Raw genomic sequence first — 12837 nt, forward strand, 5'->3', positions numbered from 1 at the left:
CGGAATCTCCGGCGCCGGAGCTCCGGCAAGGACATTTGACAACGTGGACGAACACGCCAGAACGTGCGCGCCGTGACGTCGTTCGCAGCCGCCTTCAAAAAGCGCCTGTCGGGCGAGCTCCCGAGCTATCTCGCCATCTTCGCGTTTGCCACGGGCGCCGCCTGGCTCTGCGTCCTCGATATCGTCATCAAGCAGCCAGTCGCGATCGACTTCAAATCGTTCTACGCGGCCGCCGTCGCGGCCCGCCGGGGACTCGACGTGTACGACGTCGAGGTCCTCGAGGCGATCGCGACGGAGCTGCGGCTCCCGCACAAGCCGACGTTCCCTTATCTGTATCCGCCGTTCTTCGCGCACACCTTCTCGTGGCTCGCCCGCCTGCGCCCGAGCATCGCCCAGCAGGTCTGGTCGAGCATCGCCGTGGTCAGCTACGGCCTCGCCGCGACGTTCACCGTGTTCGCCGTCCGCCGCGCGTCGCCGGACCTCTCCGGCGCGGCCCGCCGGACCGCGGTCCCCACCGTCCTCATCGCGCTCATCGCCTTTCTCGCGTGGGCGCTCAACCTGCGCAACAGCCTGGCCATGGGGCAGGTGAACCCGCTGGTGCTCGCCTTCATCTGCGCCGCGCTCGCGCTCTCGATGGCGCGCAAGGACATCCCCGCGGGGCTCGCCCTCTCCGTCGCCGCGGGGATCAAGGTCACGCCGATCCTGCTCGCGGTCCCCTGGGTCATCGAGCGGCGCTTCCGCGCGCTCGCCGGCCTCGCCGCCGGGTTCGCGGCCCTCGTCCTGATCAGCCTGCCGTTCGGCGCCGCGCCGGCGTGGCTCGAGTTCCTGCGGCGGCTGCCGCGCATGTCCCACGGGGCCAAGATCCCGGGCCTCTTCGCCCCGGGGACGGTGCCGAATTTCTCGATCGCCGGCTTCTACACGCGGCTCTTCGACGGGGACGCGACCACCGTCAAGCTCGCGTCGGCGATCACCCTCCTGCTCCTCCTCGGCGCCGCGCTCGCGCTGGCAGGCCGCTCCCCGTCGCCGCCGCGCTCGCTGCGGCTGCTCCTGCCGCTGCTCGTCACGATGGTCGTGGCGAGCCCGTTCACCTACGTGCACCACGTGCTCTATCTCTTCCCGGCCGCGCTCTACGCGCTCGACCGCGCGGCGGCGCAGGAGCGCCGGATCGAGATGGGCGCGCTCGTGGTCCTACTGTCGCTGGCCACCATCGACTTTCCGTACGTTTACGACCGCTTCAAGGGGCGGCTGCCGGAGCTCGCGCTGTCGGTGAACCTGTATGTGCTGCTCGCGATCTACGCGCTCGGCATGTTCCTGCTCTGGCGGGAGCGGCGCGACACCCCCACCGCGCGCGAGTCGCCCGCGCCGGCGAGCGACCGCGAGGTGGCGACCGGCCTCGCCACCGCCCGCCGCTAATGCCGCGGGTCAGAGATCCCCCAGGAATCTGCCTCGCGAGCGAAAAAAAAAAAAAAAAAAAATTCAACGCAAAGGCGCAAAGGGCGCAAAGACGCAAAAATACATAATATTTTTTTGCGCCTTTGCGCCTTTGCGCCTTTGCGCCTTTGCGCCTTTGCGTTGAACTCTCTCTCTCCGGAACCCTAGGCGGACTCCTGCTGACTCCGGACCCCTAGGCGGACTCCTGCTGAGCGGCGGGCGCGCCGACGGGCCGCCTGCGCTGTCGGCGGCGCGCCCGCCGCTCAGAGTCCGGTCTGGGCCTGGATGCGTCCGTTCTTCACCGCGTCCACCAGCGCTCGATGGTCGCGCTCCGTCTGATCGGCGTAGGCGATCGCGAACGCGGCGATCGCCTCGTCGAACGTGTCCGCTTTCCCGAGGTAGGCCGCGATCGCGATCCGATCGCCCGAGCGCGCGTGCGCGCGCGCGAGGGTCCAGCCGCAGAGGCTGCCGTACGTCGCCAGCGCGACCCGATCCAGCGAGCCGATGTCCACCGAGAGCTTCCAGTCGCGCAGCTGGCGCACATAGAAATCGCGCTCGATCCCGTCGACGCCTCTCACCCGCTGCCAGCCGAGGAAGATGTCGCTCGCGGCCTGCATCAGCCGCTGGCCGGCCACCACGCGCTCGCCGCTGTTGCGGTGCCCGCTCTTGCCGAGGAACCGCTCGAGGACCGACGCCTGCGCCTCCTTCGCCTGCAGCAAGAGCGGGTCGTGGTCGTCGCGGCCGAGGAGCAGGATGATCCAGGCGCGCAAGCCGACGCTGCCGATCCCGACCACCTTGTGGGCCATGTCCGCGAAGTTGTACCGCTCCAGCAGGTGCCGCCGATCGCTCTGCAGGGTGCAGCGGTAGCCGCGCAGGATCTCGCGCACCTGCTGCTCGAGCTGCTCGCGGGCCACGCCCTCCACGAGCTCATCCATCGGGACGATCAGGGGAGGAGCGCTGATGATTCGCCGCCGGCCGCCGACCTCGCGGGTCAGCTTCTCGCAGGCCTGCATGCTGTCCTTCGCGCGAGCCTTGGCGACGTTGCGCTCGGTGACGTGCAACCGCTCGCGACCCACCCGCGAGCGGAACCGGTCGACGATGCGCTCGATATCGAGGCTCGCGTACCAGACGTCGAGGTTGCGGAGCGCCGCGAAGCTCCGCATCGCCTTGCGGTACTCGCGGACGGTGGCCAGGACGATCTCGGAGCGGGCCGACCTCGAGAACCCGTTGTCGCGCCCCGCCAGCTCCATGCTGGCGGCCAGCCTCTTCACGTCCCAGTCCCACGGTCCCGGGAGCGTCTCGTCGAAGTCGTTGATATCGAACATCATCCGCCGCTCGGGAGAGCCGAACACCCCGAAGTTCGAGAGGTGTGCGTCGCCGCAGAGCTGCACCCTCAGGCCCGATCGCGTGGTGGCGGCCAGATCAGAGGCCATCACGCACGCGGCGCCCCGGTAGAACGTGAGCGGGGAGGCCAGCATCCGGCTGTAGCGGATCGGCACGAGCTCGGGCACACGTGTCTTCGCTTGCTCCTCCAGCAGCGCGATCGGATCGGGCCGGTGGGGCGCCGCCTCCCAGGTCGCGTGGGTGGCGCGCGGGATCTCCGCGCGCTCCGCCTTGCCGCGGGCCGCATGGTCCTCAGCGGAGAGGTGCGGCATCGTCCACTCCGTCGTGACCGTTGTCGATGCGTCGACGGTGTCCATCTCCATCTCCTCCGTCCCTCTCTCGGTGATCGCCATCCCACGGCAGGGCGGGCGCGCCGTGAGATCCTCGCCGATCCGCCCGACACACGAGCGATGCTCAATCACCCATCGTGCCCATCGTGCGCCGCAGATCGAACATCGCCTGCTGGCTCACCCTCAGAGCCCCCTCCTGCGGGCGGTCGAGATCGGCGGTCAACATCAGGACGATCGAGAGGCCCATGACCAGCGTCGCGACCGTGGGAGACCGGCGCGTCCTGACCAGACCGGCGTGATAACCAACGGCCGTCAAGTTCAGGACCGCGATCACGAAGAGCGCCGCCCACAGGACCCCTGGAATGCCGCCCCGGACGGCCACCTTGACGCGTGTCGCGTGGAGCTCGATCGCCCTGTTCAGCGACTCGATGAAGAGCGCCACGGCGGTCGAGCCGGGCTGGTCTCGTCCCGCGCCCTCCGCTTCTTTCCACAGCTCCCGGTGCAGCTCCTCCGAGCGCCGCAACGCCTGCTCGACGTCGCCGAGCCTCACCGCGTCCAGACGCAGCGCCACATACTCACGCAGCATGTCGCGGACCTTGTGGCCGCGGTCGCCGGGGAGCAGGCCGGCGCGCAGGTAGGTCGTCTCGATGGCGTTGGCCTCGTCGACGACGACCTGTTTCCTGGCCTCGAAGCGGGTCGCCGCGAGTCCGAACGTGAACGCCAGGATGAGCGCCAGCAAGCCCATCGTGGCCGTGGCCAGCGCGAGCACGTGCGGCCCGTACTCCTGGTCGGAGCGGCGCAGCCGGTACCCTCCGAGCCGGTAGCCGCCCTCGACGGCGAGCAGCAGGACCACGATCGTAATCCCGAAGAGCAGCCAGAGCGGAAATCGATCGAGCGGTCCAGCCACGAGCATCGGCGCACCTCGCTTCAATCACGGCTCTTCACCGTCGCGAACACGGAGCCTGTCGTCGCGGCGCCAGCGTGGGCGGTCGCCTTCCGTCCGACAGCCCGTCTGGCACAGGCTTCCTCGTCTCGACTCCTGGCGGAAGGTCAACCAAGCCATCCTTGATCTGTCAAGCTCTTTCTACGAGACGAATCGAGGTCTTGGCGCTCCGCTCAGGGCCGACGGGCTCCCCCTTCTCGAGCGTACATCCGCCGCCCGACGGGCGCCGCGAACCGGACCCGCCGCCAGACGCGCTCGAAGAGATCCTGGCCGCGATCCGATGCCACGCGAGGCGTGTGCGTTGTGCGAGCCTGCTTCGTGAGGACGCGCTCGGGGCGCTCGGCTGCCTCTTGTTGTTCCCGCCTTTCGTTGTTTCCTGCCCGGCGAACGTCCTTCGAGTCGGCTGCACGAAAGAGCTCTTCACCTCGGACGCGATCGCGAGGTTGCACGCGGCGTTCGTCCACCGACGATCCAGAGAAGGACGACCCGCTCCCGGGGCCTGATCAGCCGGAGCCGGTCCTGGAGATCGCCGAAAGGCCCCCTGCGCTCGCAAGGAGCGAGGTACGGCGCCTGCGGCGAGCTCACGTCGACAGGTACGTCGTGGTGGCGCTCAGGATGACGTTCCCGCTGGCGCCGCTGAACTCGCGATCTGCCGACGGAGGGCGCGCGCTGACGAGCGCCGCGGCGGCGGGGCGGAGCACGTCGGTGATGGCCTGCTGCCGCAGCCGGTGGAGCTCGTCGGCGGGCAGGAAGCCGTGGGAGGGCGGGAGCTCGCCGCCGGCGCTGCCGGGCGCCGCGGAGGCCACCTGGTCGAGCGCGCGCGCGAAGGCCGCGGCGACGCGCGCCCGCAGGCCCGCGCCGCCCGCGTCGGTGGCCCAGCAGACGAACGCCCAGGCGAGCTCGGCGTGGCGCGCCTCGTCGCGCGCGATCGAGAGGAGCGCCGTGCGCACCGCCGGCGGCTGCGCGGCCTGCGCGGCGACCTCCGCCTCGATGGCCGAGAGGGTCTCGCCGATGCAGCCCTCCACGACGGTGGCGAGGGTGAGGGCCTCGAGCGAGCCGAGGTCGTCGAGCGCGCCGCACAGCGGCAGCGGGCCGACGCCCACCGGCTCGCCCGCGTAGGCCGAGGCGATCGCCAGCGCGAGGCGCGCGTGCCGCACCTCGTCGACCGCGGCGCGGTGCGCCGCCTCGAGCAGCTGGGGAGGCGCGCCGAGCGCCATCAGCCCGAGCGCGAAGCGGCCGAAGGAGGCCACCGAGGCGTGCTCGTTCTGGCCGCGCTCGGCCCAGCGCCGGGCGAGCTCGCGGCGCTCGGCGGGCGCGAGCTCGCTCAGGTCGGCGTCGGCGAGCGCGCGCTCGAAGCGCCGCACGTCGGTCTGCGACCAGGCGCTCGGCGCGCGCGCGAGCGGCGCGACGCGGGGCTCGCCCCGGACCAGGAGGGGGCGCCCCTCGCAGCTGATGACCCCAACGAAATAGCAGCAGCTCTCGGGGGCCGACGCGTCGCGGTTCGCGTACGGCCCCTCGATCGCCTCGGTGAGGTCCTCGCGGTAGCACATGCAGGATCCCGAGCCGGGCGCGATGTCCTCGATGCGCAGCGGAGCCTCGGTGGCCGGGGGGCAGGCGCCGTTGACCGGCGCGGCGCAGTGCACCTCGTAACAGCACCGGCCCTCATAGCCGCCGTCGTATTCCGGCCCGAAGCAGGTCGGATCCGGATACGGCTCGAGCGGTGGAGGGCCGGGCTCGCCGCCGCCCCCGGACGACGACGAGGCGCCTCCAGACGAGGCCGAGCCCCCGCCGGACTGCGACGATGTGCTTTCAGACGAGCCCGCGCCCCCGCCGGAGTCGACGTGCGGCCCGCAGGCGGATGCCACAGCGAGGCTCGCGCCCCACTGGGACGCGACAAGGATACGGCGCAGCAACGTTCGCATGTCCGGTGATAGGCAAGGCATGTACCGTGCAAATACAGCGGGTTTCCAGCCGCCGGAGCGCCCCGGCGTGCCAGCGTGTGCCATCATGGCTCTCGCCGCCGCCCGGTGAGGTCTCATGCGGTTCGTGCTCGATAGCTCCGTCGCCATCGCCTCGATGAAGCCCGCCGAGCCCGGGCACGCGGACGCGCTCGCGTTTCTCGAGCGCGCCCGCGCGGCCGTGGCCGCGGGCGCGGCGCGCGTGCTCGCGCCGCCCGAGCTGTGGCTGGAGGTGTACGTGGCCGAGCAACGGCTCGCGGCGTCGCGCCGGGGCGCGCCCGCGACCGCGAGCGCGCTGGGAGGCCTCGCCGTCGAGCTGGTCGCGCCCGCGGACGAGGGCGCCGTCGTCGAGTTCCTCGCCCTGCTGACGAAGCGCATGCGCGGCCGCAGGCCCTTCGCCAACGCGACCGACCTCGTGTACCTGTGGGCCGCCCACCGCACCGACGCCACCGTCGTGACCCTCGACGAGGGCCTGCTCAAATACCACGGCGTGGTTTGCGACGTCACACGGCCGCAACACGCGCGGCTCGCCTGACGCGCCGACGCGCCGCGCCGCGCGGCAAACCGCTCTGCAACACCCGCCGTCCCGGCAGCGCGAACCGCGGAGAGCCGCCACGCCGGGTGGTCGCAGCACAATGTTTCGCTCTGCGCATATGCGCTTGTCGCATCCATCGCGTGCGGCTATCCCTGAGCCTCGCAGCGGAGCGCGCGGAGCTCGCGCGCCCGAGCTGCGCGCGAGGCGCATGCGAAGTACATCGCTTTCTTCACCGGCCCTCTCGGTGAGCTTGGCCCTCTTGACCACGCTGGTCGCATCGGAGGCCCATGCGCGCCGCGGCGGGACGGCGGTGGAGGGGTGCAACGGCTGCCACACCGGCGGCGCCGCGCCCACGATCACCATCGATCATCGCCCCGAGAGCCCCGCGGCCGGCGAGGCGGTGACTCTGCAGGTCACGATCCAGGCGGCCAACATCAACGCCGGCGGCGTCTATCTCCGCACCGGGACAGGCCGTCTCGCGCCCATCGACGGACAGGGCACTCACCTCATCGACGACCGCCAGCTCGTCCACTCCGCGCCGAAGCGGGCGAGCGGCGGGGTCGTCCGCTTCGACGCGCAGTGGATCGCGCCGGGAGCGCCGGGCGGGGTCGTGGTCGAGGTGTGGGCCATCGCGGCCAACGGCGACAACAGCTCTCGCGGAGACGGCGCGTCGGCCGCCAACGCCGCGTTTGCCTACGGGTGCGAGGGAACGACGTATTACCTCGACCGCGACGGAGACGGATACGGCGACTCCGGCGTGCCCAGGGTCGATTGCGCCCAGCCCGCCGACCACGCGCCGCGCGGCGGGGATTGCGACGACTACAGCGTCAACATCCACCCCGATCAGGCCGAGGTCTGCAATGGGCGCGACGACGACTGCGATGGTCAGGTCGACGAGGATCTCGCGGTGATCACGCAGTACGAGGACGCCGACGGCGACGGGTACGGGTCGCTCTTCGGCGCGACGGTCGAGGCGAAGTGCCCCCCCGCCGGCTACGCGCCGAGCTCGAACGATTGCAACGACAGGTCCCCTGACGTCCACCCGGACGCGGTCGAGACGTGCAATCTGATCGACGACGACTGCGACGGCCGGGTGGACGAGGGCGTGCGCGAGGTGTGCGGCGTCGGGATGTGCGCGCGCGAGGCGATCGCGTGCACCCCCGGGTCGTGCACGCCCGGCGAGCCGAGCCCCGAGGTGTGCAACGGGCTCGACGACGACTGCGACGGCGAGACCGACGAGGATCCCGGCCTCTGCGCGCCCGGCGAGGGCTGCCCGAACGGCACGTGCAGCGGCGGGACCGGCGGCGGCACCCCTGGGAGCACGAGCACCGGCAGCGCCGGCGCGGGGGCCTCCGGGGCCTCGTCCGGCGGCGGCGCGCCCGACGAGGGGGGCGACAGCGGCGGCGGCGGCTGCGCCGTCGACCCCCGGGGCGGGTCTCCGTGGCGGCTGCTCCCGATCCTCTCGCCGCTCGCGCTGCTCGCATTGCGGCGCCTGCGCAGGGCTGTCACCGTGCGGTAGGCTCTCGCTCGCGCCTCCCTGCGCGCCGCGCCGCCGGGCGCGGCGCCGACGTCAGAGCGTACCGTAGCTCTCGGGGAAGTCGCGCTGAATGACGCCATCCCGGTCGAACAGCGCATGGAGCATGGCGCAGCGGTAGGGGTCGCTCTCGGCGTCACACGACCGCACCTCCGAGCGCAGCTCGTCGAGGCTGATCACCGCCTTGTCGAGCGGGCGGAGCGCGAGCGACTCGAATGCTCGTGCGAAGGGGATGTCGGGCGCGCGCGTCTCGTCGGCGTGGCAAAAAGCGCAGGTCGAGTACTGCTCATTGAAGATGATATGTTCGAACGGCGCTCCCGGTGTGAGCTCGCTCGTCACCGGGAACGCGATTTCCCCCTTCAACGATCGCGCATCGCCTCGGCGCTCGCCGAACTCGAGCAGGTCCCGCCCCGACCCCTCCGGCACCACGGTGAAGACGAGAGGATCCAGGAACACGAAGATCCGCGGGCTGCGGCGATCGAACGACGCTTGGGCGCTGGCAGTGCTGAGGGCGGCGGTCATCTGCAACGGACCAGCGAGGTGCGCCAGGAAGCACGGGAGCTCGAGCGGCTTCTCCAGCGTATTCACCATTCGTACGACTTCCGCGATGCTGCGCGGGTTCTGCGCTCCAGCAGCGGGCGCGCAACCGGCTGCGATGCTGCCGTCGAACATCGTCGCTCCACCGGTGGCGACAGAGGAGCTGTCCGAGCTACAGGCGACCAGCCCGGCGCCGAGGGCGATCGCGAGCGAGGCACGGGCGCTGGCCCAAAGGGCTTGGCTCGCTCGAGGCCTCAGCGCTCCGGATGCTCGCTGGTGATGTCGGGGGCGGCGGCTGAACCCCTGGTCGCACGAAGTGCGCGGTGCCCAGCTCCGAGGCTGTGGTTTCGCTCGCATGGGGGGACCAGGCCGAAGCAAAGGGAGAACCCTGACATCGATGTGAGCGCTCACATTGGTTGTGTCAACACAAATCGACTGGCCCGCGGGGGGCGCCGAGCCCGAGGGAGGCGCGAACGGCGGCGGCGGCGCCGTCGACCCCCGGGGCGGGTCGCCGTGGCGGCGCCTCCCGCTCCTCTCGCCGCCGTCGCTCGCCCTCCTCGCGTTGCGGCGCCTGCGGCGGGCTGTCACCGTGCGGTAGATCCCCCCCTCCCGAGCCTGAGGTGACACGCATGCTCTACCGCCGATTCGGTCGCACCGAGATCCAGATGCCCGTCCTCTCGTGTGGAGGGATGCGGTACCAGCACTCCTGGAACGACAAGGACCGCATCGCGCCGGGGAGCCAGCGCAACGTCGAGGCGTGCATCGCGAGGGCGCTCGAGCTCGGCATCAACCACATCGAGACCGCGCGAGGGTACGGCACGAGCGAGGAGCAGCTCGGGCACATCCTGCCGAAGCTGCCGCGCGACCGGATCATCGTCCAGACGAAGGTCGGCCCCGAGGCGGAGCCGAAGAGGTTCCTCGAGACGTTCGAGCGCTCGATGAAGCTCCTCCGCCTGGATCACGTCGACCTGTTCGCGCTCCACGGCGTGAACGACGAGACGCGCCTCTCGTGGTCGCTGCGCAAAGGGGGCTGCCTCGACGCCGCGCTCGAGCTGAAGCGGCAGGGGCGCGTGCGCGCGGTGGGCTTCTCGACGCACGCGCCGCTGCGCGTGATCATGGCCATGGTGCAGGACGGCCGCTTCGATTACGTGAATCTGCACTGGTACTACGTGAACCAGACCGCCTGGCCGGCCATCCAGGCCGCGGCCGAGCGCGACATGGGGGTCTTCATCATCAGCCCCACCGACAAGGGGGGCAGGCTGTACGAGCCGAGCGACAAGCTCGTGCGGCTCTGCGCCCCCCTCTCGCCGATCGTGTTCAACGATCTCTTCTGCCTCGCCCGCCCCGAGGTCCACACGATCAGCATCGGCGCGGCGCGCCCGTCCGACTTCGACGAGCACATGAAGGTCCTGCCGCTCCTGGAACGGGAGGGCGCCGCAAAGGAGGCGCTCGCGCCGATCCTGCGCCGGCTCGACGAGGAGCTCGAGCGGGTGCTCGGCCGCGCTTGGGTCGACACATGGCACGTCGGCCTGCCCGAGTGGGAGGCCGTTCCGGGGCACGTGAACATCCGCGAGATCCTGCGGCTGTACAACTACGCAAGGGCGTTCGATATGACCGCCTACGGCATGGCGCGGTACAACCTCCTCGGGAACGGCGACCACTGGTTCCCCGGCAACCGCGCCGAGCGCGCGCGGGAGCTCGACCTCGCGCAGGCCCTCGCCGGCGCAGCGCAGCGGCACCGCATCCCCGAGGTGCTGGCGGAGGCGCACGCGCTGCTCGCAGGACAAGAGGTCAAGCGCCTCGGCAAACACTGAGTCTGGGCCAGCGAACGGCCGAGCGCGGCGGCCGCCGCGCCGGTCACGAGGCCGCCTTCGGGCGCTTCGGCCAGAAGACATGGAACGTCGCGCCGGCATACGGCGCCGACTCGAGCGCCACGCGGCCGCCGCGCGTCTCCACGATCTTCTTCACCACCGACAGGCCGATCCCGGTGCCCTCGACCTTGTCGCGCGCCTCGAGCGTCTGGAAGATGCCCCAGATGCGCTCCTGGAACTGCGGCGGGATCCCGGGGCCGTTGTCCTTCACCGTGAAGTCGTAGAAGTCTCCCGCGTCGGCGCACGCGATCTCGACGACGGCGTCCGCGCGCCGCGCGTGCTTCAGGGCGTTGCGGATGAGGTGCATGAACACCTGCTGCACCGGCACGCGCTCGGCGAGGATCGTCGGCATGCCGTGGCCGACGACGATGCGCGCCTCGGCCGGCGGCGCGAGGAGCTCGACGCACTCGGCGACGACCGCGCCCACGTCCACGGGCGAGGGCCTGTCGCGGATGCGCCCCGCGCGCGAGTAGCTGAGGATGCCCTCGATGAGCGCCTCCAGGCGGTGCACGCGGCCGCGGAGCATGCGCATCTGCTGGTGCGCCTCGTCGTTCATCTTGTCGGCGAGCCCCTCCTCGATCCACTCCGACAGGCTCGCGATGCCCCGGAGGGGCGCCTTGAGGTCGTGGGACGCGACGTAGGCGAACTGGTCGAGATCCTGGTTCGTGATCGCGAGCGCGTGGGCGAGCTGCTCGGCGCGCCGCCGCGCGCGCACCTGGTCGGTCACCTCGAAGGCGAGCACGGCGATGCCCTCGACCCTGGCCATGGCGTCGTAGATGGGCTGGTAGATGAAGTTGAAGAAGCGCTCCTCGGGCTCGCCGCCGCGCGCGAGCATCACGGGGAACTCGTTGCCGAAGAACGGCTCGCCCGTCTCGTACACGCGGTCGAGCACCGGGACGACCGCCGGCGCGGTCTCGGGCAGCGCGTCGCGGAGGCGCTTGCCGAGGACGTCGCGATCGCCGACGAGCTCCAGGTACCGCGGGTTCGCGAGCTCGTAGACGTGCTCCGGCCCGCGCAGGACGCAGATGCCGGCCGGAGCCTGCATGAACAGCGTCTCGAGGCGCGACCTGTGCCGCTCGGCCTCGGCGAGCGCCGCCTGCTCGCGCGCGAGGAGCTCGGCCCGCTCCTCCGCGCGGAGCCGCTCTTCCTGGTAGGCCCGCGCGCCGGAGATCGTCGTGGCGATGTTGCCGGCCGCGAGCTCGAAGAAGTCGCTGTAAGCGGCGTCGAGCGCGCGGCGCGGGCTGACGCCGACCACGAGGAAGCCCTGGAGCGCCGGGTGCCCGGAGCGCGAGAGCGGCAGCACGACCGCCTCGCGGCACGGCTCGGGCCAGGCGCCGCCGGGCAGCTCGCCGAACCGCTCGGCGGGGGTGTCGACGCGCAGGCACTCGCGGCGCCGCGCGACGTCCGCGAGCGGCCAGATCCCGCCCCCCTCGGCGAGCGGGATGCGCTCGGGCCTCGCCGGGCTGCCGGGGGCGAGCCCCTCGGCGGCCGCGAGGCGGGCCGCCGCCCCGCCCGGCTCGACCATGTACGCGAGCGCGAACGGCACGTCGGCGGAGCTCTCGGCGAGCGTGCTCACCGAGCGGGCGATGCTCTCCTCCGGGGAGACCATCGCCGCCGCGGCGGACTGGGCGCCGAGGGCGCGCAGCGCCCGGAGGCGGCGCTCGCTGAGGACGCGCCCCGTCGTCTCGGCGCACGCACAGAAGATGCCTCCGACCGTGCCGTCCTCGACGAGGACAGGAGCGTACGAGAACGTGAAGTACGTCTCTTCCAGGTAGCCGTTGCGCGAGAGGATCAGCTGGAAGTCTTCGGACCACGTCGCCTGCCCGGTGGCGCGCACCCCGTCGAGCATCGGGCCGATGACGTCCCATATCTCGCTCCAGCACTCGCGCCCCGGGCGACCCAAGAACTGCGGGTGCTTCGTCGCGCCGAGGATGGGGCGATAGGCATCGTTGTAGAGGCGAGCGTACTCGGGCCCCCACCAGATCTCGATGGGGTGCCGTGACGCGAGGCAGATGCTGACCGCGGTGCGCAGGCTCTGCGGCCACCTCTCGACGGCTCCGACCGGGGTGAGCGACCAGTCGAGATCGCGCATGAGCTGCGCCATCTCGCCGTCGCCGGCGAGGAACGGCGCATCGCCCGGCGTGGCGGCGGCCCCAGGCTCTTGGCTCTCCTGCATGGCTCTCCGTATACCTGGACACGCCGCCCCGTCACACTTCTCACCGACCGCGACGAGCGCTCCTGCGACGGGCGCGGGGGCGCCTGGGCAGCCCGCCCGCCCGCGCCGGCCCCGCCGAGCCGCCGCTGGGCGGGCGCCCCCGCGGCAGGGAGCGCCGGGGCGCGCGCGCCGTCCCGGGG

Annotated in this window: 10 protein-coding genes; 5 read left to right on the top strand and 5 right to left on the bottom strand. The window is 71.6% G+C overall.

Features of this window, described 5'->3' with window-relative positions:
• Window positions 1-72: 72 nt before the first annotated feature.
• A complete protein-coding gene (locus WMF20_RS41770) occupies window positions 73-1413 on the top strand; it encodes a glycosyltransferase family 87 protein (RefSeq protein WP_437607245.1) in 1341 nt (446 codons plus the stop codon).
• A 281-nt stretch (window positions 1414-1694) separates the two neighbouring features.
• Here WMF20_RS41770 and WMF20_RS41775 read toward each other — a convergent pair whose 3' ends face one another.
• The 3 genes from WMF20_RS41775 to WMF20_RS41785 all read right to left on the bottom strand — a co-directional run bounded on the left by WMF20_RS41775 (window position 1695) and on the right by WMF20_RS41785 (window position 5969).
• Window positions 1695-3137 (bottom strand): DUF2252 domain-containing protein, encoded by a 1443-nt coding sequence (locus tag WMF20_RS41775; protein WP_437607246.1) that lies wholly within the window; start codon window positions 3135-3137, stop codon window positions 1695-1697.
• A 91-nt stretch (window positions 3138-3228) separates the two neighbouring features.
• Window positions 3229-4017, bottom strand: a complete 789-nt coding sequence (locus tag WMF20_RS41780; protein ID WP_437607247.1) for a hypothetical protein — start codon at window positions 4015-4017, stop codon at window positions 3229-3231.
• A gap of 611 nt (window positions 4018-4628) precedes the next feature.
• Entirely contained in the window at window positions 4629-5969 is a 1341-nt protein-coding gene (locus WMF20_RS41785) for a hypothetical protein (RefSeq protein WP_437607248.1), read from the bottom strand.
• A gap of 115 nt (window positions 5970-6084) precedes the next feature.
• Between WMF20_RS41785 and WMF20_RS41790 the strand changes: the two genes are divergently transcribed.
• Both WMF20_RS41790 and WMF20_RS41795 read left to right on the top strand, forming a co-directional pair.
• Window positions 6085-6540, top strand: coding sequence for a PIN domain-containing protein (locus WMF20_RS41790; RefSeq protein WP_437607249.1), 456 nt, complete (start codon window positions 6085-6087; stop codon window positions 6538-6540).
• A gap of 259 nt (window positions 6541-6799) precedes the next feature.
• Window positions 6800-8059 (top strand): putative metal-binding motif-containing protein, encoded by a 1260-nt coding sequence (locus WMF20_RS41795; protein WP_437607250.1) that lies wholly within the window; start codon window positions 6800-6802, stop codon window positions 8057-8059.
• 51 nt (window positions 8060-8110) lie between these two features.
• On the opposite strand, the gene WMF20_RS41800 is transcribed toward WMF20_RS41795, so the two are convergent.
• Window positions 8111-8746: a hypothetical protein gene (locus WMF20_RS41800; protein WP_437607251.1), complete on the bottom strand. Its 636-nt coding sequence runs from the start codon at window positions 8744-8746 to the stop codon at window positions 8111-8113.
• A 283-nt stretch (window positions 8747-9029) separates the two neighbouring features.
• Here WMF20_RS41800 and WMF20_RS41805 point away from each other — a divergent pair, with 283 nt between their 5' ends.
• Window positions 9030-9209 carry a hypothetical protein gene (locus WMF20_RS41805; protein WP_437607252.1) on the top strand — a complete coding sequence of 60 codons (180 nt, stop codon included), beginning with the start codon at window positions 9030-9032 and terminating at the stop codon, window positions 9207-9209.
• A 31-nt stretch (window positions 9210-9240) separates the two neighbouring features.
• Window positions 9241-10425, top strand: coding sequence for an aldo/keto reductase (locus WMF20_RS41810; protein WP_437607253.1), 1185 nt, complete (start codon window positions 9241-9243; stop codon window positions 10423-10425).
• Window positions 10426-10468: 43 nt separating this feature from the next.
• On the opposite strand, the gene WMF20_RS41815 is transcribed toward WMF20_RS41810, so the two are convergent.
• Complete coding sequence (locus WMF20_RS41815; protein WP_437607254.1) at window positions 10469-12658, bottom strand: sensor histidine kinase; 2190 nt, start codon at window positions 12656-12658, stop codon at window positions 10469-10471.
• Window positions 12659-12837 lie beyond the last annotated feature (179 nt).

Source organism: Sorangium sp. So ce834 (assembly GCF_051521425.1).
In the GTDB taxonomy this organism is placed as follows: Bacteria; Myxococcota_A; Polyangia; order Polyangiales; family Polyangiaceae; genus Sorangium; species Sorangium cellulosum_D.

Bases quoted from the DNA above. Each gene is read 5' to 3' on its own strand.
- WMF20_RS41780 (WP_437607247.1), bottom strand. From the start codon at position 4,017: ATGCTCGTGGCTGGACCGCTCGATCGATTTCCGCTCTGGCTGCTCTTC.
- WMF20_RS41785 (WP_437607248.1), bottom strand. From the start codon at position 5,969: ATGCGAACGTTGCTGCGCCGTATCCTTGTCGCGTCCCAGTGGGGCGCG.
- WMF20_RS41815 (WP_437607254.1), bottom strand. From the start codon at position 12,658: ATGCAGGAGAGCCAAGAGCCTGGGGCCGCCGCCACGCCGGGCGATGCG.
- WMF20_RS41775 (WP_437607246.1), bottom strand. From the start codon at position 3,137: ATGGAGATGGACACCGTCGACGCATCGACAACGGTCACGACGGAGTGG.
- WMF20_RS41790 (WP_437607249.1), top strand. From the start codon at position 6,085: ATGCGGTTCGTGCTCGATAGCTCCGTCGCCATCGCCTCGATGAAGCCC.
- WMF20_RS41800 (WP_437607251.1), bottom strand. From the start codon at position 8,746: ATGTTCGACGGCAGCATCGCAGCCGGTTGCGCGCCCGCTGCTGGAGCG.
- WMF20_RS41810 (WP_437607253.1), top strand. From the start codon at position 9,241: ATGCTCTACCGCCGATTCGGTCGCACCGAGATCCAGATGCCCGTCCTC.